The organism is Pseudomonas haemolytica (genome assembly GCF_009659625.1).
Classification (GTDB): domain Bacteria; phylum Pseudomonadota; class Gammaproteobacteria; order Pseudomonadales; family Pseudomonadaceae; genus Aquipseudomonas; species Aquipseudomonas haemolytica.
In genome coordinates, this window is sequence record NZ_VOIW01000008.1 from 35,757 (window position 1) to 55,921 (window position 20,165).

A 20,165-nucleotide genomic window follows, 5' to 3' on the forward strand; every position below is an offset into this window, starting at 1 on the left:
ACCGCTGTCAGTCGGGCGGCGTCACAGCTATAATCTGCCGCTTTCCTCTTTGCCAAGACTCCCTGACCATGACTGAGTCCGTTCTTGACTATATGACCCGCCTGGGTCGCGCTGCCCGTCAGGCCTCGCGGTTGATCGCCCGTGCGAGCACTGCGCAGAAGAACCGTGCGCTGCTGGCGGCTGCCGATGCTCTGGATGCTTCGCGCTCCGAGTTGACTGCTGCCAACGAACTGGACTTGGCCAACGGCCGCGCCAATGGCCTGGAGCCAGCGCTGCTGGATCGCCTGGCGCTGACCCCGGCACGTATCGACGACATGATCGAAGGCCTGCGTCAGGTGGCCAAGCTGCCTGACCCCATCGGTGAAATCCGCGATATGCGCTACCTGCCGTCCGGCATCCAGGTAGGCAAGATGCGCGTGCCCCTGGGCGTGATCGGCATCATCTATGAGTCGCGTCCGAACGTGACCATCGACGCTGCGAGCCTGTGCCTCAAGTCTGGCAACGCCACCATCCTGCGTGGCGGTTCCGAGGCGATCAATTCCAACCGCGCCATCGCCGCCTGCATCCAGCAAGGCTTGGCGGTGGCCGAGTTGCCGGCCGAAGTGGTGCAAGTGGTGGAAACCACCGACCGCGCCGCCGTGGGCGCCTTGATCACCCTGCCGGAATTTGTCGACGTTATCGTTCCCCGTGGCGGCAAGAGCCTGATCGAGCGCGTCAGCCGCGATGCCAAGGTGCCGGTGATCAAGCACCTGGACGGCGTGTGCCACGTGTTTATCGACATCGCCGCCGACCTCGACAAGGCGATCCGCATCGCCGACAACGCCAAGACCCATCGCTACGCACCGTGCAACACCATGGAAACCCTGTTGGTGCACGTCGGCATTGCCGAGCGCGTGCTGCCGCCACTGGCTGCCATCTACCGTGACAAGGGCGTGGAGCTGCGCGGCTGCGAGCGTACCCGTGCATTGCTCGGTGCCGACGTGATCGAGGCGACGGAGCAAGACTGGTACACCGAGTACACGGCGCCGATCCTGTCGATTCGCATTGTCGACGACCTGGACCAGGCCATCGAACACATCAACACGTACGGCTCCAAGCACACCGACGCCATTGTTTCCGAGCATTTCAGCGATGCCCGGCGTTTCCTCAACGAGGTAGATTCTGCTTCGGTGATGGTCAACGCCTCGACGCGTTTTGCCGACGGCTTCGAGTACGGCCTGGGGGCGGAGATCGGTATCTCCACCGACAAGCTCCACGCACGCGGCCCGGTTGGCCTCGAAGGCTTGACCAGCGAGAAGTACGTGGTGTTCGGTGACGGGCATGTGCGCACTTGATGGCTAAACGCATCGGGCTGCTCGGTGGCACCTTCGACCCCGTGCACATCGGCCATTTGCGCAGCGCCCTGGAAGTCGCGGATGCGCTCGGGTTGGATGAAGTGCGCATGATGCCCAACGCGCGGCCGCCCCATCGCGACACGCCGCAGGTGTCTGCGCAACAGCGCCTGGAAATGGTACGCCTGGCTGTAGACGGTATAGCGCCGCTGGTGGTGGATGATCACGAGCTCAAGCGCGATAAACCGTCCTACACTGTCGACACCCTGGAACTGATGCGCGCCGAGTTGGCCGCAGATGACCAGTTGTTTCTGCTTTTGGGCTGGGACGCATTTTGCGGCCTGCCCTCTTGGCACCGCTGGGAAGAACTCCTCCAGCATTGCCACATCCTGGTTTTGCAACGCCCGGATGCCGACAGCGAACCGCCGGATGCCTTGCGCAACCTGCTGGCTGCGCGGTCGGTAAGTGACCCCTTGGCCCTGACCGGGCCGAACGGGAATATTGCATTCGTCTGGCAGACCCCGCTTGCGGTGTCCGCCACCCAGATCCGTCAACTGCTGGCCAGCGGGAAGTCGGTACGTTTCCTGGTGCCTGACGCGGTCCTGGCCTACATCGATGCGCACGGGCTTTACCGTGCGTCGAACTGAAAAGGCGCGCTTGAACGCACGACTCGTGCAGCAAGCGCCCGAACATACGAGCAAAACGAGTTTTATATGACGAACAAAGACGTAAGCAAAGTTAAGCGCAAAGGCACCTTCAAAAGCGCGCCGCTGCCGGTTGAAGCCCACGTTGGCCCGGAACTGGCTGGCGAAGAGCTGGTAAAAGTGGCCGTGGCCGCCCTGGAAGACGTTAAAGCCCAGGACATCCAGGTGCTGGACGTACGCGACAAGCAAAGCATCACCGACTTCATGATCATCGCCACCGGTACCTCCAACCGCCAGATCGGCGCGATGCTGGACAAGGTTCGCGAAGCCGTCAAAGCCCAAGGCGTCAAGCCACTGGGTGAAGAAGGCAAGGGCGACAGCGACTGGGTGCTGCTGGACATGGACGACGTGATCGTTCACATGATGACTTCCAACGCTCGCCAGTTCTATGACCTGGAGCGTCTGTGGAAAGGCGCCGAGCAGAGCCGTGCCGCCGATGGCAAGCACCACAGCCCGGAAGTGGGCCACGCGCACTTCGACAAGCTCAACAAAGACCAGGAATAAGGAACGGCTGTGCGCCTGCGTCTGATTGCAGTCGGTTCACGCATGCCCAAGTGGGTGGAAGAAGGCTGGCACGAGTATGCCAAGCGTCTGCCCGCCGAGCTGTCGTTGGAACTGGTGGAGATACCGCTCAATACCCGGGGCAAGAATGCCGACGTGGCGCGCTTTATCCGTCAGGAAGGCGAAGCCATGTTGGCCAAGGTCGGCCCCAACGAGCGCATCGTCACCCTCGAGGTGCACGGCAAACCCTGGAGCACCGAGCAACTGGCGGTGGAACTGGACCGCTGGCGCCTGGATTCGCGCACGGTCAATTTCATGGTCGGTGGCCCGGAAGGGCTGGCGCCGGAAGTCTGCGCGCGGGCCGACCAGCGCTGGTCGCTGTCGGCCCTGACGTTGCCGCACCCGTTGGTAAGGATTCTGATCGGTGAACAGCTGTATCGCGCCTGGACAGTCCTGTCCGGGCACCCTTACCACAAATAGTCTGCGCCGCCCCCGATGACCCAGCCGATCCGCATCAAGGACCACGAGAAAGACGCACGTCTGGTACGCGCGCGGGTCGTGTTCGGTGCCATTTTGGTGGTGGTGTTGCTGGGCGTGCTGATTGCGCGCCTGTATTTCCTTCAGGTGATCCAGTACGACTATCACTCCACGCTGTCGGAAAACAACCGGGTGCATGTGCAGCCGATTCCGCCGACACGCGGGCTGATCTTCGACCGCAATGGCGTGGTGGTTGCGGATAACCGTCCCAGTTTCAGCCTGAGCATGACCCGCGAGCGTTCCGGCGAATGGCAGCAGGTGCTCGATGTGATCGTCGAGGTGTTGCAACTGACGCCGGAAGACCGGGTGATCTTCGAGAAACGCATGAAGCAGGGGCGCCGGCCATTCGAGCCGGTGCCGATCCTGTTCGAGCTGACCGAAGAGCAGATTGCCCGTATTGCGGTAAACCAATTCCGCTTGCCGGGTGTGGAGGTGGTGGCGCAGTTGGTGCGGCACTATCCGCAAGGGCCACACTTTGCCCACTCGGTCGGCTATATGGGGCGGATCAACGAGAAAGAGCTGAAAACCCTCGACCCGGTCAATTACAGCGGCACCCATCATATCGGCAAGACCGGCATCGAGCGTTTCTACGAGCCCGAGCTGCACGGCCAGGTGGGTTACGAAGAGGTCGAGACCAATGCGCGCGGCCGCGTATTGCGCGTGCTCAAGCGCACCGACCCGGTACCGGGCAAGGACATCGTGCTGAGCCTGGACATCAAGTTGCAGGAAGCGGCCGAGATGGCTCTGGGTGGGCGGCGCGGCGCGGTAGTGGCTTTGGACCCGAAGACCGGCGAAGTGCTGGCGATGGTCAGCCAGCCGAGTTTCGACCCTAACCTGTTCGTCACCGGGATCAGCTTCAAGGCCTATGCCGAGCTGCGCGATTCCATCGACAGGCCGCTGTTCAACCGGGTGCTGCGTGGCTTGTACCCGCCAGGTTCGACCATCAAGCCGGCGGTGGCGATTGCCGGCCTGGACTCCGGCGTGGTCACCGCCTCCAGCCGTGTCTATGACCCGGGCTACTACATGCTGCCCAACTATGACCACAAATACCGTAACTGGAACCGCTCCGGTGACGGCTATGTCGACCTGGATACCGCGATCATGCGCTCCAACGACACCTACTTTTACGACCTGGCCCATAAGCTTGGGATTGATCGCCTGTCTGCCTACATGGGCAAGTTCGGCCTCGGTCAGAAAGTCTCCCTGGACATGTTCGAAGAATCCCCCGGCTTGATGCCGTCGCGGGAATGGAAGCGTGCGACCCGCCGTCAGGCGTGGTTCCCGGGCGAAACCCTGATTCTCGGGATCGGCCAGGGCTATATGCAGGCCACGCCGCTGCAACTGGCCCAGGCCACGGCGCTGGTGGCCAACAAGGGCATCTGGAACCGTCCGCACCTGGCCAAGACCATCGAAGGCGAGAAACCGCTGGATGAAAACCCGATTCCCGACATTGTGCTGCGCGACCCGTCCGACTGGGCCAAGGTCAACCACGGTATGCAGCAAGTGATGCACGGCGCGCGCGGTACCGCACGCAAAGCAGCAGCCGGCGCGCAATACCGCATTGCCGGCAAGAGTGGTACGGCCCAGGTGGTCGCGATCAAGCAGGGCGAGAAATATGACCGTTCCAAGGTTCAGGAGCGTCATCGTGACCACGCCTTGTTCGTCGGCTTTGCCCCGGCCGAGGACCCGAAAATCGTGGTGGCGGTGATGGTCGAGAACGGTGAGTCCGGCTCCGGCGTCGCCGCGCCTGTGGTGCGCCAGATCATGGATGCCTGGCTGCTGGCTGACGATGGCAAGCTCAAGCCCGAGTATGGCGGCCCCCCTTCAAGCCCCGAGGTTACGGCCCGTGAAGAGTAATTTTGACCGCATCCTCTCCAGTGAGGACGTGATGCGTCGCCGTGCGACGTTGCTGCAACGCCTGCACATTGATGGGCCGTTGCTGATCCTGTTGCTGACCCTGGCGGCCGGCAGCCTGTTCGTGCTGTATTCGGCCAGCGGCAAGAACTGGGACCTGCTGATCAAGCAAGCGTCTTCGTTCGGCCTGGGCCTGTTGTCGATGGTGGTCATCGCCCAGCTTGAGCCGCGCTTCATGGCCCGCTGGGTGCCCCTGGGTTATGTCGCCGGCGTGTTACTGCTGGTGGTGGTGGATGTCATGGGCCACAACGCCATGGGCGCGACGCGCTGGATCAACATCCCCGGGGTGATTCGCTTCCAGCCGTCGGAATTCATGAAGATCCTCATGCCAGCGACCATTGCCTGGTACCTGTCCAAGCGCACCTTGCCGCCCCAACTCAAGCATGTGGGCATCAGCCTGATCCTGATTGGCGTGCCCTTTATTCTGATTGTGCGCCAGCCGGACCTCGGCACCTCGTTGCTGATTCTCGCCGGCGGCGCTTTCGTGCTGTTTATGGGCGGCTTGCGCTGGCGCTGGATCCTCAGCGTGCTGGCGGCCGCCGTGCCTGTAGCCGTGGCCATGTGGTTCTTCTTCATGCACGACTACCAGAAACAACGGATCTTGACCTTCCTCGACCCGGAGAGCGACCCGTTGGGCACCGGCTGGAACATCATCCAGTCCAAGGCGGCCATCGGTTCCGGCGGCGTATTTGGTAAGGGTTGGTTACTGGGTACCCAGTCGCACCTGGACTTTTTGCCTGAAAGCCACACCGACTTCATCATCGCGGTGATGGGCGAAGAGTTCGGCCTGGTGGGCATTTGCGCACTGTTGCTGATTTACCTGCTGTTGATTGGTCGCGGCCTGGTGATCACTGCCCAGGCGCAGACGTTGTTCGGCAAATTGCTCGCCGGCAGCCTGACCATGACTTTTTTTGTTTACGTTTTCGTCAACATCGGTATGGTCAGTGGCCTGCTACCGGTGGTTGGGGTGCCGTTGCCATTCATTAGCTACGGCGGAACTTCGCTGGTGACATTGCTGTCAGCGTTTGGGGTTTTGATGTCGATTCATACGCATCGCAAATGGATCGCACAAGTTTGAATAAGGTGAAGATGTCAATGCAAGTAATGCGCGGCTGGGCGACTCGGCATGCGACCTGGATGGGCCTGATTGGGCTCCTGGGGGCAACGCAAGAGGCGCAGGCCGGTGACTACGATGGTTCACCCCAGGTCGCCGAATTTGTCGGTGAGCTGACCCGCGACTACGGTTTTGCCGGTGAGCAACTGATGGGCGTGTTCCGCGAAGCCCAGAAGAAGCAGGCGATCCTCGACGCCATCTCCCGACCCGCCGAACGCGTGAAGCAGTGGAAGGAGTATCGCCCGATGTTCCTCACCGACGCCCGCGTGGCCCGTGGCGTCGACTTCTGGCGCCAGCACGAGGCGGTACTGGCCCGCGCCGAGCAGGAGTACGGCGTACCGGCGCAGGTCATCGTCTCGATCATTGGCATCGAAACCTTCTACGGGCGCAACACCGGCAGCTACCGGGTGATCGACGCCTTGTCGACCCTGGGCTTCGATTACCCGCCCCGCGCCGAGTTCTTCCGCAAGGAGCTGCGTGAGTTCCTGCTGCTGGCCCGCGAAGAGCAGGTCGACCCGCTGACCCTCAAGGGCTCCTACGCCGGGGCCATGGGCTTGCCGCAATTCATGCCGAGCAGCTTTCGCGCCTACGCGGTGGATTTCGACGGCGACGGGCATATCAATCTCTGGAGCAACCCCGACGATGCCATTGGCAGCGTTGCCAGCTACTTCAAGCGCCATGGCTGGGTGTCCGGCGAGCCGGTGGTGATTCGCGCCGATGTCTCGGGTGAGCGCGCCGACGAAGGCCTGACCCAAGGTATCGAACCGGTCAAGACCGTCGGGGAGTTGCGAGCGCTGGGCTGGTCGAGTCAGAATGCGCCACGCGATGACATGCCGGTAACGGCATTCCGCCTGGAAGGCGCAAACGGCCCGGAATACTGGATGGGCCTGAAGAATTTCTACGCAATCACGCGTTATAACCGCAGTGTGATGTACGCCATGGCCGTGCATCAGCTGTCAGAAGAGCTGGTCCAAGCACGGGGCAACAAGTAATGCGGGTATCGCCGTTCAAAAAACCGCTCAAGCTGGTGGCGTTCACCGCGTTGTGCCTGCTGGTCGCCAGCTGCTCCACCAGCCCTAACCGTGCGCCTGCCAAAAAGGCCGGTGGCGCGGTGGTTCGTGCCCAGCCGGGCCTGGACATCAACCGCGCCCACAAAGATGGCGCGCCGTGGTGGGATGTGGATGTGTCGAAGATCCCGGATGCCACACCGACCCTGCACACCGGCCCGTACAAGGCCAACCCCTATACCGTGCTGGGTAAGAATTACTTCCCGCTGCAGGAATCCAGGACCTACGTGCAATCGGGCACTGCGTCCTGGTATGGCACCAAGTTCCATGGGCAGAACACCGCCAACGGCGAAGTGTATGACCTGTATGGCATGAGCGCGGCCCACAAGACCCTGCCGCTGCCCAGCTATGTGCGTGTGACCAACCTGGACAACAACCGCACGGTGATCCTGCGGGTCAATGACCGTGGGCCGTTCTATTCGGACCGGATCATCGACTTGTCCTACGCCGCCGCGAAGAAACTCGGCTATGCCGAAACCGGTACCGCACGGGTGAAAGTCGAAGGTATCGACCCGGCCCAGTACTGGGCCCAGCGTGGCAAACCGGCGCCGTTGATGCTCAACGAACCGCAAACCCCGCAACCGCAAGTGACGGCCTCGACCGGCAAGATCGAACAATGGACGCCACCACCCGCGCAGCATGCGCCGGATACCGTAGTGGTTCCTCATGCAGCACCGGGGGCTTCTACTATTGGTGGGCAGTACCTGCAGGTCGGCGCTTTCGCCAACCCGGATGCGGCAGAACTGTTAAGGTCCAAGCTCAGCGGCATGGTCAGCGCGCCAGTCTTCATCAGTTCCATCGTGCGTAACCAGCAAACCTTGCACCGTGTACGCATGGGCCCGATCGGCTCGCCCAGCGAGGTGGCGCAAGTTCAGAACAGCGTACGCCTGGCTAACCTGGGGCAACCCAGCGTGGTCACCGCAGAATAAGCAGTAACGGTTTGATGGCTCAGGTGCGCATGCGCGCTTGAACCCTGGTTGTTGGCTCGTGAACAATAAAAACCCAGGGGCAAGGGGTGAGCGGGCAACCGAACACGTGACAGTCTGGAAGCGGGCTGTCTGAATAGTTTTGCCCGCGAGGGCAAGTTTCCATAAGCAATTTCGAGAGACGGATGAACATCACCACCTTAGCCAAACGTACGTGCCTGCTTATCTCGCTGATCATCACCCCGGCCGCCTGGGCGGTTGAAATGGTGCCGGCCTCCCCGCAACTGGCCGCCAAGTCCTGGGTCCTCATGGATGCCGCCAGTGGCAACGTGCTGGTCGAGAGCAATGGTGACCAGCGCCTGCCACCGGCCAGCCTGACCAAACTGATGACCGCCTACATCGCGACCCTGGAAATCCGTCGCGGCCAGATCGGCGAAAACGATCCAGTGACCGTCAGCGAAAACGCCTGGCGCACAGGCGGTTCGCGGATGTTCATCAAGGTGGGCTCGCAAGTCACCGTGAGCGACCTGCTGCACGGCATCATCATCCAGTCCGGTAACGACGCCAGCGTCGCCCTGGCCGAGCACATCGCCGGCAGCGAAGATGCGTTCGCCGACGTGATGAACAAGACTGCCGCCGACCTGGGCATGACCAACAGCCACTTCATGAACCCGACCGGCCTGCCGAACCCCGAGCACTACTCGTCGGCTCACGACATGGCCGTGCTGGCGCGCGCAATCATCCGTGTTGACCCGGTGCACTACGCGATCTACTCCCAGAAGGAGTTCTTCTGGAACAACATCAAGCAGCCTAACCGCAACCTGTTGCTGTGGCGCGACAAGACCGTCGACGGCCTGAAAACCGGCCACACCGACGAAGCCGGCTATTGCATGGTGTCGTCCGCCGTGCGTGATGGCCAACGCTTGATCGCCGTGGTATTCGGCACCAACAGCGAGCAGGCCCGTGCGGCCGAGACGCAAAAACTGCTGACCTACGGCTTCCGCTTCTTCGAAACCCAGACCTTCTACCAGAAGGGTGCTGAGCTGGCGACCGCGCCGGTATGGAAGGGCGCGACCTCGCAAGTCAAGGCCGGCCTGGCCGATGACCTGACCCTGACCATGCCTAAGGGCCAGCTGAAAAAGCTTGCTGCCAGCATGACCCTGAACCCGCAATTGGTTGCGCCAATCGCCAAGGGTGACGTGATCGGTAAAGTCGAAGTGAAGCTGGACGACAAGGTGGTGCACAGCGCCGACCTGATCGCACTGGACGCTGTCGACGAAGGTGGTATCTTCCGCCGCGTATGGGATAGCATCCGTCTATTCTTCTACGGCTTGTTCAACTGATTGTGTGCACCTGCAAAGCCCCGCGTTGATCCGACGCGGGGCTTTGCCCGTCGCCACGGCTTACCGCTTACGAGGCCGTTACGCCATGACCGATAAAGAAGTAAAGGCGCCAAAGATCGAATTCCCGGTGACGGATTATCCCGTCAAGGTGATCAGCGATACCGGCGTGGGCCGCAAGGACAAGATTCTCGAGATCGTGCGCAAACATGCCACGATCAACGACAACCGCGTGGACGAGCGTCAAAGCTCCACCGGCAAGTACACCACGATCCAGTTGCACATCGTTGCGACCGACCAGGACCAGCTCTACAACATCAACAGCGAACTGCGGGCTACCGGCTTCGTGCACATGGTGTTGTGATGTCACAGGTCCTGGGCTTTCGCGAGCTCGGCCGGATGGCCTACGAGCCGGTCTGGCACGCCATGCAGCGCTTTACCAACGAGCGCGGCACCTCGGCCCCGGATGAAATCTGGCTGGTGGAACACCCGCCGGTCTTCACCCAGGGCCAGGCCGGCAAGGCGGAGCATCTACTACTTCCGGGTGATATTCCGGTGGTGCAGGTCGACCGAGGTGGCCAAGTGACTTACCATGGGCCCGGTCAACTGGTGGCTTACTTGCTGCTGGACGTGCGCAAGCTGGGGTTTGGCGTGCGTGACCTGGTCAGCCGCATGGAGGCTTGCCTGATCGAGCTGTTGGCCAGTTACGGCGTGACCGCGACGGCCAAGCCCGATGCACCCGGTGTGTACGTGGATGGCGCGAAAATCGCCTCCCTGGGGCTGCGCATTCGCCACGGTTGTTCCTTTCACGGCCTGGCCTTGAACGTGGACATGGACCTGGCGCCGTTCCGGCGCATCAACCCGTGCGGGTATGCCGGGCTGGCGATGACCCAGTTGAGCGACCATGCAACATCCATAGAATTTGCCGAGGTAAGTGCCCGGCTGCGCGCGCAGCTCGTCAAACACCTCGACTATGCAGAGCAGACGACCCTGACGGGCGGAATCGATTGATATGACTACTGATGTTGTGCAAACCATGATCCCGACGCTGGACATCACTGAGCGTCCAGCCCCGGCCCCGCGTGTCAAGGTGGAAGCCGGCGTCAAGCTGCGCGGCGCCGAGAAGGTTGCACGCATCCCGGTCAAGATCATCCCGACCACCGAACTGCCGAAGAAACCTGATTGGATTCGCGTGCGCATCCCGGTTTCGCCGGAAGTCGACCGTATCAAGGCACTGCTGCGCAAACACAAGCTGCATAGCGTGTGCGAAGAGGCTTCCTGCCCGAATCTGGGCGAGTGCTTCTCCGGTGGCACCGCCACCTTCATGATCATGGGTGACATCTGCACCCGTCGTTGCCCGTTCTGCGACGTGGGCCACGGTCGTCCGAAGCCTCTGGACGTCAACGAGCCGGAAAGCCTGGCCATCGCCATCGCCGACCTGAAGCTCAAGTATGTGGTGATCACGTCGGTAGACCGCGACGACCTGCGTGACGGCGGTGCCCAGCACTTTGCCGACTGCATCCGCGAGATCCGCAAGTTGTCGCCAAACGTGATGCTCGAAACCCTGGTGCCGGACTACCGTGGGCGTATGGACGTCGCGTTGGAAATCACCGCTGCCGAGCCGCCGGATGTGTTCAACCACAACCTGGAAACCGTGCCGCGCCTGTACAAGGCTGCGCGTCCGGGTTCGGACTACCAGTGGTCGCTGACCCTGCTGCAGAAATTCAAGCAGATGATGCCGCACATCCCGACCAAGTCCGGCTTGATGCTCGGCCTGGGCGAGACCGATGAAGAAGTGATCGAAGTCATGAAGCGCATGCGCGAACACGACATCGACATGCTGACCCTGGGCCAGTACCTGCAACCGTCCCGCAGCCACTTGCCGGTGCAACGTTTCGTGCACCCGGACACCTTCGCCTGGTTCGCCGAGGAAGGTTACAAGATGGGCTTCAAGAACGTGGCATCCGGCCCGTTGGTGCGTTCCTCGTACCACGCCGATGAGCAGGCCAAGCTGGTCAAGGCTAGCCTGGTTTCCTAAGTGTGCCGTTGTAGGAGCGAGCTTGCTCGCTCCTACAGGTGCCGTCGCTTTTCCCCTCTTCTGTTTGCAACCATCAGTGGCTAGAGTGCCTGGGTAATCCAGCCACGGAGAACCATGGATGACCACTCAACTCGCCGCTGCCGTACCCGCCCTGCCTGCCAAAGGTGTAATCGGCCTGATCGCCCCTGCTGGCCCTGCTGCGCTGGATGTTGAAAAAGCCGGGCAATGGATGTGTGCCCGTGGCTACGAACTGCGCATTTACCCCGGGGTATACGAACGCGACGGCTACCTGGCCGGCAGCGATGAAGTGCGCCTGCGCGACTTGCACGCCGCCTTCGCCAACCCCGAAATCGATGCCATCCTCTGCCTGCGCGGCGGCTACGGCACGCCTCGTTTGCTCGACGCGCTGGATTTTGACCTGTTGCGCGCCAACCCCAAGCCATTCGTGGGTTACAGCGATATCACCGCCTTGCACCTGGCGATCAACCGCTATGCTGGCTTTGTGACGTTCCATGGGCCGATGCTCAATGCTGACCTGCTTGGCGGCAAGCAACAACCCACCGAGTCATCCTTGTTCAGCCTGCTGCGTGGCCAACTGGGCGCCGGCAGTGTGCTTGTGCACCCGGTGGCCTACCCGTTGACCACCATCGAGCCAGGTATTGCCTGCGGGCGTTTGCTGGGCGGTAACTTGTCGATGATCGCGGCGGTGATGGGCACGCCGTACGAAATCGACGCCGAAGGCATCATCCTGTTTATCGAAGACGTTAATGAGCCGCTCTATCGCATTGACCGCCTGCTGACCCATCTGCGCCTGGCAGGCAAGCTGGCCCAAGTCGCCGGTGTGCTGGTGGGGGATGTGGCGGGTGTGGATAACGTTGCACTGGAGCGGCTGCTGAAGCAGACCTTCGAGCCGCTGTGCATTCCGGTGTTGTCCGGCTGGCGCAGTGGGCATTGCGACCCGAACCTGACGTTGCCGATGGGCGCGTTGGTGCGCCTGGATGCGGGGGAGCAGCGGGTGGTGCTGGAGCAGGATGTGGTCTTTAAATAGTTGTCGCCTGTCAGGCCGCTTTCGCGAGCAAGCCCGCTCCCACATTTTGAAATGCATTCCAAATGTGGGAGCGGGCTTGCTCGCGAAAGCTATAGCCGCCCTAAAGCGATCTATCGGCTCTGCAACGACTCCAAAAGCTTCACCGTCGGATATCCATCTGCCGGCCAACCCAACGACTGCTGCGCCGCCCGAATTGCTTTACGCGTATTGGCGCCGATGATCCCGTCCGGTTTGCCTGCGTCGTAACCCTTGGCGCTGAGCGCCGTTTGCAGGTCGACACGTTGCGAACGACTCAGCGGCAGCTCATCTTTTGGCCAATTGCCCCGAATCACGCCGCCGCCGCCAAACCGCTCCGACAGCAGGCCAACCGCCAGTGCATAGGACGACGAGTTGTTGTACTTGAGAATCGCGCGGAAGTTATCCAGCACCAGGAACGCCGGGCCACGGTAGCCGGCCGGCAACAGCAAGGCGGCGGACAGTTGCTCGACATTGGCGGGCAGGCTCACGCTGGGCGGCAGCTGGATTCCTAGTTGCAGCCATTCAGCGACGGTTTTGCGTGTACTGCCATCGGCCAGGCTGTAATCGAAGCCCGAGGGCAGCCGCTGCACTTCAACACCCCACGGCTGGCCTTTCTGCCAGCCGGAGCTTTGCAGGTAGTTTGCGGTGGAGGCGAGGGCGTCCCCTGGGCTGTTCCAGATATCGCGGCGACCGTCACCGTCGAAGTCCACGGCGTAGGCGTTGTAGACGGTTGGGATGAATTGGGTCTGGCCCATCGCGCCGGCCCAGGAGCCTTTCATCTGCTCGACCTGGATATCGCCATTCTGGATGATCTGCAGCGCCGCCAGCAACTGCGCCTGTGCAAATGCGTGACGACGGCCCTCGTAAGCCAGGGTCGCCAGGGAACGGATCACTGAATTATTGCCCTGGAACTGGCCAAAGTTGCTTTCCATGCCCCACACCGCGACCAGCGCCTGGCGATCAACACCATAACGCGCCTCGATGCGTTGCAGGATATCGGCGTACTTGATCAGCGAAGCCTGGCCATTACGCACGCGCAGCGGCGACAGGGCGCCATCGATGTATTCCCACACCGGGCGGGAAAATTCAGGCTGGCTACGGTCGGCGCGAATCACCGCCATATCGGGGGTGACGCCGGCAAAGGCATTATCGAAGACGGCCGCCGGGATCCCGGCTTGCAGGGCCTGCGCACGAAAGCCAGCCTGCCATTCGGCAAAGGTCTGGGTCGGCTGGATGTCGAGATTGTCCACCGCCAAAGGGGCAATTACGGCAGGTGCGACAGCCGGTGCGGTCTGGAGCTTGGGCAGGGGTTGAGCGTCCGCGGCGGTCGGTTTTTCCGCGCAGGCGACAAGCAGAATGAGGCTGGAGGCAGCGATCAATTGGCGAAGGTGCCAATGACGAGAAAGACTAGAGGGCATGCACAGGTCCAGAGGTTACAAATCAGGTACAGACCTTATCATGCCAGAGGGGCGCTTGCCTTCAGGCAGCCAGAAAGTAAGAAGCCTCCCAGCTATTAGACTGGAAGGCTTCGCGGCGGTAGCTGCCTTTGCCCTTGCCGGCGCGTTCCTGGCGGCTACGGAACAATGGCTGGGCGATGATGGATTTGGCCTTGTTGGGGCCATGCTTGGATGGCTTTTTGCTCATGGTCGAATTTCTCGTTTGGGGGGGAGGTGGAGCGGGGCAAATGATCTGCCGAAGTTGAGCGGCTGTAAAGCCCGACGACGTGTAGGAAAGGTACGCGGTCAAAGTGTGGGAGGGAGCAAGCCCTCTCCCACATTGGGTCTGTGGTGTTTTTGAAAGGGGGGTTATTCGGCGGGCAATGACAGGCGCTGACCAGCCATCAACAGCGACAAACGGCTCAGGCTCATCCAGGGCGAACCGGTGGCCTGGCCCTTGATCTGCGCGTCGATGCGCTGCGCTTCCAGCAGTAGCTGCGCCCAGCGTTGCGCCGAGTGCCGTTGCAGGGCTTTGCTCATCAGCGGTTTGCGCTTGTCCCACACCGGAGGGCGGGCCTGGCTGAAGCATTTGTCCAGCGGTGTGCCTTGGCTGTATTGCAGGGCAATGTTCGCCAGCACTCGCAACTCCCGGGCCAGGGCCCAGAGAATCACTGGCGGTTCCACGCCTTCGCCGCGCAAACCTTCGAGCATGCGCAGGGCGTGGGCGGGTTCACCGTTGAGGATTGCGTCGACCAGCCCGAACACATCAAAGCGAGCGCTATCAGCCACTGCGCCTTGCACGGTTTCGACGGTGATCTGCCCATCCTCGGCCATCAGCTTGAGCTTTTCGATCTCCTGGGCGGCGGCAAGCAGGTTGCCCTCGACCCGGGCGGCGATCAGCTCTACCGCATCTTGTGTCGCCGCCAGCCCCGATTGTGACAGGCGCTGGCGAATCCACTGCGGCAGCTGGTTGCTGTCCACTGGCCAGATCTGGATGAACTGGGTTTGCGGGCCTTCTACCAGCGCCTTGCCCCACTTGGTTTTCTGCGCGCTGCCGTCGAGCTTGGGCAAGCTGACCAGCAACACAGTGTCTTCGGCAGGGCGCGAGCAATATTCCATCAACGCCGCCGCACCTTTGTCGCCAGGCTTGCCCGAGGGCAGGCGCAGTTCCAGCAGGCGCTTTTCGGCAAACAACGACATGCTGGCACCGGCCTGCAACAGCGTGCCCCAGTCGAAACTGGCGTCGGCGCTGAAGACCTGGCGTTCATCGAAGCCTTGCTGGCGCGCGGCGGTGCGGATAGCGTCGGCCGCTTCCTGGCACAGCAACGGGTCATCGCCGCTGACGATGTAGACAGGCGCGAGGCCACCTTGCAGGTGTTTGGCGAGTTGGGCGGGGGCGAGTTTCATAGGCGGGTCGAACGGGGCGCCAGGGGCGCCCCGTCTGGCTTACTCGACAGGGACTTCAACAGGCGATTGTTTCGGCGTGTTGTCTTCATACTCTTGCGCGGCTTTCAGGGCATCGGCGTCAGCCTTGGCCTTGTTGTCGGCAGTTTGCTGCAGGGCGGCCAGCTTTTCCGGGGTCAGCATTTGCAGGCGAGTCATCATGCGCTGGATCAGCTCACGACGCATTTCCTTGCGCACCTGGATGGTCTCTGAGTCCGAACCTACCAGGTTGTTGCCATCGTGGCTCACCACTTTCTGCACCTGGATCTTGTCACCCATCAGCGGCAAGTTATCGCGGCCTTGCACTTCGAAGTTGAGCGCGGTGTTCAACTCGATGTCGGACGCACGACCGGCACTGGCGTAGCTGATATTGCGCTGGGTTTCTTTCTCATCCGTCAGGATCAGTTTGTAGGTCGCGCCGTTGTAGACGTGCACGCCGCTGTTTTCCAGGGTCTGGCGCAGCTGGGTGACGGTCTCGCCGTAGGCGTTGCGGGCGCTGACGTCGAGCTCTTTGAGCGACAACTCATTGGTACCGGTACCGCGCAGCTGGAAGCCGCAAGCGCTCAACAGCACGGCAAGGCCCATAACCAGCAGATTGCGTTTGATCATTTTGTTGCTCCCCTTGAAACCATGTGGGCCTTCTCGAGGCCCTAAAGGTTTAGTTCGGCGCAGGGCCCAAGCCCCGCGCCCGATCCGATTTAGCTGGCGACGATGTTGACAAGTTTGCCGGGCACCACGATCACTTTGCGGATCGTCAGGCCTTCGGTAAAGCGCAGCACGTTCTCGTTGATACGTGCAGCCGCTTCCACGTCTTCGCGACTGGCGCTGGCCGGCATGTCGATCTGGCCGCGCAGTTTACCGTTGACCTGGATAACCAGTTGCAGCGTGTCCTGTACCAGGGCGCTGTCATCCTGCACCGGCCAGCCGGCATCGATGACGGCACCGCTGTGGCCCAGGCAGCTCCACAGTTCGTGGCTGATATGCGGCGTGATCGGCGCGAGCAACAGGGTAACCGTTTCCAGGCCCTCCTGGATCAGCGCGCGATCTTGTTCAGTAGCCTGTGGGGCTTTTTCCAGCACGTTCATCAGGGTCATCACCTGGGCGATGGCGGTGTTGAACTTGTGGTTCTGCCCTACGTCCTGGCTGGCCTGGCGGATGGCCAGGTGGGTGCTGCGGCGAATGGCTTTCTGCTCGTCGTTCAAGGCCGCGACGTCCAGTTTGCCCGGCAAGCCCTGGCTGACATGAGCATGGGCCAGGCGCCAGACGCGCTTGAGGAAGCGGTGCGAGCCTTCGACGCCGGAGTCGGACCATTCGGCGCTCATGTCAGGCGGCGATGCGAACATCATGAACAGGCGGCAGGTGTCGGCGCCGAACTGGTCGATCATCGACTGCGGATCAACGCCGTTGTTCTTCGACTTGGCCATCTTCTCGGTGCCGCCGATTTCCACCGGCAGGCCGTCGGATTTCAGTTTGGCGCTGATGACCTTGGCTTTGCTGTCGCGTTCGAGCTCGACGTCCGCCGGGTTGAACCAGGTGTAGGCACCATTGGCTTCACGACGGTAGTAAGTCTCGGCGATCACCATGCCTTGGGTTAGCAGGTTCTTGAACGGCTCATTGGAGCTCACCAGGCCTTCGTCGCGCATCAGCTTGTGGAAGAAGCGCGCATACAACAGGTGGAGAATGGCGTGTTCGATGCCGCCGATGTACTGGTCCACCGGCAACCAGTGGTCAGCCGCGGATTTTTCCACCAGGCCGCCTTCATAGTGCGGGGAGGCGTAGCGGGCGTAGTACCACGAGGACTCGACGAAGGTGTCCATGGTGTCGGTTTCACGCTTGGCCGGTGCGCCGCATTTCGGGCAACTGCACTCGTAGAACTCGGGCATGCGCGCCAGCGGCGAGCCAGCGCCGTCCGGCACCACGTCTTCCGGCAGGACGACGGGCAGTTGATCTTCCGGCACCGGCACGTCACCGCAGGTATCGCAGTGGATGATCGGGATCGGGCAGCCCCAGTAGCGTTGGCGGCTGATGCCCCAGTCGCGCAGGCGGAACTGGGTGCGTGAGGCACCGAGGTTTTTCTTGATCAGTGCGACTTCGATGGCGTCGAAGGCGCCGGCGAAGTCCAGGCCATCGAACTCACCTGAATTGATCAGGGTGCCGTGCTCGCCGTAGGCGTCTTGCCACGGGGCCGGGTTGGTGTCGCCCGAGCTGGTGCGCACGACCGACTTGATCGGCAGGTTGTACTGGGTGGCGAATTCGAAATCGCGTTCGTCGTGGGCCGGCACGGCCATGACGGCGCCGTCGCCGTAGTGCATCAGCACATAGTTGGCGACCCACACCGGCAGCTTCTCGCCGGTCAGCGGGTGTTCGACGAACAAGCCCGTCGGCAGGCCTTTTTTCTCTTGGGTGGCGACGTCGGCTTCAGCCACGCTGCCGCCTTTGCATTCAGCGATGAACGCCTGCAGCTCGGGGTTGTTCCGGGCGGCCAGGGTGGCCAGCGGGTGTTCGGCAGCGACGGCGACGTAGGTGGCACCCATCAGCGTATCCGGACGGGTGGTGAAGACTTTCAGCGCACCGGCTTCGCCGATGGAATCGACGTTGTACGGGAACTGCACTTCCATGCCCTTGGACTTGCCGATCCAGTTGCGCTGCATGGTCTTGACCTGTTCAGGCCAGCCCGGCAGGTCGTCGAGGCTCGACAAGAGCTCATCCGCGTAGGCGGTGATCTTGAAGTAGTACATCGGGATTTCGCGCTTTTCGATCAGCGCGCCGGAACGCCAGCCGCGGCCATCGATGACCTGCTCGTTGGCCAGTACGGTCTGGTCGATCGGGTCCCAGTTCACAGTGCCGCTTTTTTTGTAGATCACACCTTTTTCGAACAGGCGCGTGAACAGCCATTGTTCCCAGCGGTAGTAATCCGGCTTGCAGGTGGTCACTTCGCGGGACCAGTCCACCGCCAGGCCCAGGCTGCGCAGCTGGGTCTTCATGTAGGCGATGTTTTCGTAGGTCCACTTGGCGGGCGCCACGTTGTTTTTCATCGCGGCGTTTTCTGCCGGCATGCCGAAGGCGTCCCAACCCATGGGTTGCAGGACGTTTTTGCCGAGCATGCGCTGGTAGCGAGAAATCACGTCGCCGATGGTGTAGTTACGCACGTGCCCCATGTGTAGCTTGCCGCTGGGGTAAGGGAACATCGATAGGCAGTAGAAAGTCTCCTTGCCTGGCTGTTCACTGACTTCAAAGGACTTTTGCTCGTCCCAGAAGGTTTGGGCGGCATTTTCTATTTCACGGGGCTGATATTGTTCGTGCATGGCTACTTTTGAACTGGATAAGGGTGGCCTAATCCTCTTCTGTGCATTGTCCGGGTTGTTCGACACCAAAAAGCGGCGCGTCCGTGCCCAAACCCTGCGGGAAGTGGAGTTACAGGAAGCGCCGTAGCATACATGACCCCACTCTATCGAGGGAAACCCTGATTGCGCGGCAAGGGCCGTCTGTCGCGGCGCCGGGCAGGTGCAGCAACGGGGGCTACGCTGTTTATTGGGGAGCAAGTATTTCTTCAATGAGGTGAGGGGATGGGTGAATCGCAGCGAACTTTAACGAAACCGCAGTTGTATGAGGGACTGATCGACCGACTGGGTCGGGCATTGGATGCTGCAAGAACCGCAGGCCGATTGCGTGATGAACGGCCTTTGGAGCTGGAGTTGCGAGGCTTGAGCCAGGCAGAACTTGAACTGATCAAGACCTACCTGGAATTGAATCACCACCGCGCCTCTCCTGGGCAGGCCTCCCCGCCTGCTCAAGAGCCTCCTCGTTCGGCCAAGGTGATCTGGCTGAAGGATCTGGCGGCCGGCCGCGGCCCGGAGAAAAACCGGTCCGTACGGTGCAAGTGAAGCACAGTGCTATCCGTTAATTTTCTCGAAACAGGCTGGTAAAGATTGTCGCTAAACCCCGTTGCATCTAGGCTTCGGGCATCTTTGGAGATGCCCGATGCCTTTTCGCTATTTCATTAAACAACTGTTGTTGCCTCCCGGCATTTTTTTGCTGTTGCTGGCGTGTGCCTGGTGGTTTCGCCGGAGTCGCCCACGCCTGGCCGGGTGGTGCTTTGCCTTGGGGCTCGGCGGCATGTGGTTGATCAGCCTGCCGGTAATGGTGCAATGGAGTGCCCGTGCCCTCGAAACTGAACCGCCTTTGGCCCGTGAAGACTGGGCCACGCTAGCCCAGCGGGCCGATGCGATTGTGGTGCTGGGCTCTGGGCGCGAGCGTGGAGATATCGCATGGGGCAGCGACCAGCCCACCGGCGTTGGCTTGGAGCGTGAGCGTTATGCGGCGCGTCTGGCCAAGGCGTCCGGGTTGCCGGTGCTGACCAGTGGCGGCTTGCATTACGGTACGCCGCCCAGTGAGGCCGAGTTGATGGCCGTGTCGATGCAGGATGATTTCGGCGTCACCGTGCGCTGGAAAGAAGAACGTAGCCGCACCACCTGGGAGAACGCCCAGATGAGTGCCGAGATTCTGCTGCCTCAAGGCATCAAGCGCGTGATAGTGGTGACCCAGGCCTGGCACATGCCGCGCTCGGTGTGGAGCTTTGAGAAGGCCGGCTTCACTGTGGTGCCCGGGCCGGTGGGCTTTCTGGGCGTAGACCACGGCCGGCCGCTCGGCGGCTGGATGCCGGAGGTCAAGGCGGTGTGGCAGAGCGGGCAGTTGATCAATGAGGCGGTGGGGCAGGTGGGGTATCGGGTGTTTTACCGCTGATTCTG

20 protein-coding genes are annotated in these 20,165 nt (G+C 61.6%); 15 read left to right on the forward strand and 5 right to left on the reverse strand.

The features are described 5' to 3' along the window. Window positions 1-68: 68 nt before the first annotated feature. The 13 genes from FRT59_RS23980 (at window position 69) to FRT59_RS24040 (ending at window position 12,520) form a co-directional block, all read left to right on the forward strand. Window positions 69-1,334: a glutamate-5-semialdehyde dehydrogenase gene (locus FRT59_RS23980; RefSeq protein ID WP_034117730.1), complete on the forward strand. Its 1,266-nt coding sequence runs from the start codon at window positions 69-71 to the stop codon at window positions 1,332-1,334. After that, window positions 1,334-1,978 (forward strand): nicotinate-nucleotide adenylyltransferase, encoded by a 645-nt coding sequence (gene nadD, locus FRT59_RS23985; RefSeq protein WP_034117731.1) that lies wholly within the window; start codon window positions 1,334-1,336, stop codon window positions 1,976-1,978. Before FRT59_RS23980 ends, nadD begins: the two co-directional genes overlap by 1 nt. A 66-nt stretch (window positions 1,979-2,044) precedes the next feature. Continuing rightward, window positions 2,045-2,539, forward strand: a complete 495-nt coding sequence (gene rsfS / locus FRT59_RS23990) for a ribosome silencing factor (protein WP_003176298.1) — start codon at window positions 2,045-2,047, stop codon at window positions 2,537-2,539. A gap of 9 nt (window positions 2,540-2,548) precedes the next feature. Further along, the gene (gene rlmH, locus FRT59_RS23995; protein ID WP_003176297.1) at window positions 2,549-3,016 is read left to right on the forward strand and encodes a 23S rRNA (pseudouridine(1915)-N(3))-methyltransferase RlmH; all 468 of its coding nucleotides are present in this window, start codon (window positions 2,549-2,551) and stop codon (window positions 3,014-3,016) included. 15 nt (window positions 3,017-3,031) lie between these two features. Then, window positions 3,032-4,930 carry a penicillin-binding protein 2 gene (mrdA, locus tag FRT59_RS24000; RefSeq protein WP_153872567.1) on the forward strand — a complete coding sequence of 633 codons (1,899 nt, stop codon included), beginning with the start codon at window positions 3,032-3,034 and terminating at the stop codon, window positions 4,928-4,930. A 31-nt stretch (window positions 4,931-4,961) separates the two neighbouring features. Beyond that, window positions 4,962-6,065: a rod shape-determining protein RodA gene (rodA, locus tag FRT59_RS24005; protein ID WP_052224527.1), complete on the forward strand. Its 1,104-nt coding sequence runs from the start codon at window positions 4,962-4,964 to the stop codon at window positions 6,063-6,065. 17 nt (window positions 6,066-6,082) lie between these two features. Then, window positions 6,083-7,093, forward strand: coding sequence for a lytic murein transglycosylase B (gene mltB, locus FRT59_RS24010; protein WP_153872568.1), 1,011 nt, complete (start codon window positions 6,083-6,085; stop codon window positions 7,091-7,093). Further along, a complete protein-coding gene (locus tag FRT59_RS24015; RefSeq protein WP_153872569.1) occupies window positions 7,093-8,097 on the forward strand; it encodes a septal ring lytic transglycosylase RlpA family protein in 1,005 nt (334 codons plus the stop codon). The genes mltB and FRT59_RS24015 overlap by 1 nt, the downstream gene beginning before the upstream one ends. Before the next feature lie 182 nt (window positions 8,098-8,279). Beyond that, the gene (locus tag FRT59_RS24020) at window positions 8,280-9,437 is read left to right on the forward strand and encodes a D-alanyl-D-alanine carboxypeptidase family protein (protein ID WP_034117736.1); all 1,158 of its coding nucleotides are present in this window, start codon (window positions 8,280-8,282) and stop codon (window positions 9,435-9,437) included. A gap of 85 nt (window positions 9,438-9,522) precedes the next feature. Beyond that, entirely contained in the window at window positions 9,523-9,798 is a 276-nt protein-coding gene (locus FRT59_RS24025; RefSeq protein WP_034117737.1) for a DUF493 domain-containing protein, read from the forward strand. Further along, window positions 9,798-10,445 carry a lipoyl(octanoyl) transferase LipB gene (gene lipB, locus FRT59_RS24030; RefSeq protein WP_153839459.1) on the forward strand — a complete coding sequence of 216 codons (648 nt, stop codon included), beginning with the start codon at window positions 9,798-9,800 and terminating at the stop codon, window positions 10,443-10,445. The genes FRT59_RS24025 and lipB overlap by 1 nt, the downstream gene beginning before the upstream one ends. 25 nt (window positions 10,446-10,470) lie before the next feature. Further along, window positions 10,471-11,472 carry a lipoyl synthase gene (gene lipA, locus FRT59_RS24035; RefSeq protein WP_161793250.1) on the forward strand — a complete coding sequence of 334 codons (1,002 nt, stop codon included), beginning with the start codon at window positions 10,471-10,473 and terminating at the stop codon, window positions 11,470-11,472. A 118-nt stretch (window positions 11,473-11,590) separates the two neighbouring features. Continuing rightward, the gene (locus FRT59_RS24040; RefSeq protein WP_153872570.1) at window positions 11,591-12,520 is read left to right on the forward strand and encodes a S66 peptidase family protein; all 930 of its coding nucleotides are present in this window, start codon (window positions 11,591-11,593) and stop codon (window positions 12,518-12,520) included. A gap of 110 nt (window positions 12,521-12,630) precedes the next feature. Here the strand turns inward: FRT59_RS24040 and FRT59_RS24045 are convergent, their stop codons facing one another. The 5 genes from FRT59_RS24045 to leuS form a co-directional block, all read right to left on the reverse strand. Beyond that, window positions 12,631-13,956 carry a lytic murein transglycosylase gene (locus tag FRT59_RS24045; RefSeq protein ID WP_153872571.1) on the reverse strand — a complete coding sequence of 442 codons (1,326 nt, stop codon included), beginning with the start codon at window positions 13,954-13,956 and terminating at the stop codon, window positions 12,631-12,633. Window positions 13,957-14,017: 61 nt separating this feature from the next. Beyond that, on the reverse strand, window positions 14,018-14,182 hold the full coding sequence (arfA, locus tag FRT59_RS24050; RefSeq protein WP_003176285.1) for an alternative ribosome rescue factor ArfA: 165 nt from the start codon (window positions 14,180-14,182) through the stop codon (window positions 14,018-14,020). 161 nt (window positions 14,183-14,343) lie between these two features. Then, window positions 14,344-15,381 (reverse strand): DNA polymerase III subunit delta, encoded by a 1,038-nt coding sequence (holA, locus tag FRT59_RS24055; protein WP_034117742.1) that lies wholly within the window; start codon window positions 15,379-15,381, stop codon window positions 14,344-14,346. 39 nt (window positions 15,382-15,420) lie between these two features. Continuing rightward, window positions 15,421-16,026 carry an LPS-assembly lipoprotein LptE gene (locus FRT59_RS24060; protein ID WP_034117743.1) on the reverse strand — a complete coding sequence of 202 codons (606 nt, stop codon included), beginning with the start codon at window positions 16,024-16,026 and terminating at the stop codon, window positions 15,421-15,423. Window positions 16,027-16,115: 89 nt separating this feature from the next. After that, window positions 16,116-18,722, reverse strand: a complete 2,607-nt coding sequence (leuS, locus tag FRT59_RS24065; protein ID WP_153872572.1) for a leucine--tRNA ligase — start codon at window positions 18,720-18,722, stop codon at window positions 16,116-16,118. A 261-nt stretch (window positions 18,723-18,983) separates the two neighbouring features. Between leuS and FRT59_RS24070 the strand changes: the two genes are divergently transcribed. Then, window positions 18,984-19,301: a hypothetical protein gene (locus FRT59_RS24070; RefSeq protein WP_153872573.1), complete on the forward strand. Its 318-nt coding sequence runs from the start codon at window positions 18,984-18,986 to the stop codon at window positions 19,299-19,301. Window positions 19,302-19,398: 97 nt separating this feature from the next. Then, on the forward strand, window positions 19,399-20,160 hold the full coding sequence (locus FRT59_RS24075; RefSeq protein ID WP_153872574.1) for a YdcF family protein: 762 nt from the start codon (window positions 19,399-19,401) through the stop codon (window positions 20,158-20,160). Window positions 20,161-20,165 lie beyond the last annotated feature (5 nt).

Excerpts from the sequence above, each read along its gene's own strand:
- rodA (WP_052224527.1), top strand. The coding sequence starts at position 4,962 with ATGCGTCGCCGTGCGACGTTGCTGCAACGCCTGCACATTGATGGGCCG.
- FRT59_RS23980 (WP_034117730.1), top strand. The coding sequence starts at position 69 with ATGACTGAGTCCGTTCTTGACTATATGACCCGCCTGGGTCGCGCTGCC.
- FRT59_RS24075 (WP_153872574.1), top strand. The coding sequence starts at position 19,399 with ATGCCTTTTCGCTATTTCATTAAACAACTGTTGTTGCCTCCCGGCATT.
- FRT59_RS24045 (WP_153872571.1), bottom strand. The coding sequence starts at position 13,956 with ATGCCCTCTAGTCTTTCTCGTCATTGGCACCTTCGCCAATTGATCGCT.
- FRT59_RS24040 (WP_153872570.1), top strand. The coding sequence starts at position 11,591 with ATGACCACTCAACTCGCCGCTGCCGTACCCGCCCTGCCTGCCAAAGGT.
- nadD (WP_034117731.1), top strand. The coding sequence starts at position 1,334 with ATGGCTAAACGCATCGGGCTGCTCGGTGGCACCTTCGACCCCGTGCAC.
- FRT59_RS24070 (WP_153872573.1), top strand. The coding sequence starts at position 18,984 with ATGGGTGAATCGCAGCGAACTTTAACGAAACCGCAGTTGTATGAGGGA.
- FRT59_RS24020 (WP_034117736.1), top strand. The coding sequence starts at position 8,280 with ATGAACATCACCACCTTAGCCAAACGTACGTGCCTGCTTATCTCGCTG.
- mrdA (WP_153872567.1), top strand. The coding sequence starts at position 3,032 with ATGACCCAGCCGATCCGCATCAAGGACCACGAGAAAGACGCACGTCTG.
- mltB (WP_153872568.1), top strand. The coding sequence starts at position 6,083 with ATGCAAGTAATGCGCGGCTGGGCGACTCGGCATGCGACCTGGATGGGC.
- arfA (WP_003176285.1), bottom strand. The coding sequence starts at position 14,182 with ATGAGCAAAAAGCCATCCAAGCATGGCCCCAACAAGGCCAAATCCATC.
- FRT59_RS24025 (WP_034117737.1), top strand. The coding sequence starts at position 9,523 with ATGACCGATAAAGAAGTAAAGGCGCCAAAGATCGAATTCCCGGTGACG.
- rsfS (WP_003176298.1), top strand. The coding sequence starts at position 2,045 with ATGACGAACAAAGACGTAAGCAAAGTTAAGCGCAAAGGCACCTTCAAA.
- FRT59_RS24015 (WP_153872569.1), top strand. The coding sequence starts at position 7,093 with ATGCGGGTATCGCCGTTCAAAAAACCGCTCAAGCTGGTGGCGTTCACC.
- lipB (WP_153839459.1), top strand. The coding sequence starts at position 9,798 with ATGTCACAGGTCCTGGGCTTTCGCGAGCTCGGCCGGATGGCCTACGAG.
- FRT59_RS24060 (WP_034117743.1), bottom strand. The coding sequence starts at position 16,026 with ATGATCAAACGCAATCTGCTGGTTATGGGCCTTGCCGTGCTGTTGAGC.
- lipA (WP_161793250.1), top strand. The coding sequence starts at position 10,471 with ATGATCCCGACGCTGGACATCACTGAGCGTCCAGCCCCGGCCCCGCGT.
- leuS (WP_153872572.1), bottom strand. The coding sequence starts at position 18,722 with ATGCACGAACAATATCAGCCCCGTGAAATAGAAAATGCCGCCCAAACC.
- holA (WP_034117742.1), bottom strand. The coding sequence starts at position 15,381 with ATGAAACTCGCCCCCGCCCAACTCGCCAAACACCTGCAAGGTGGCCTC.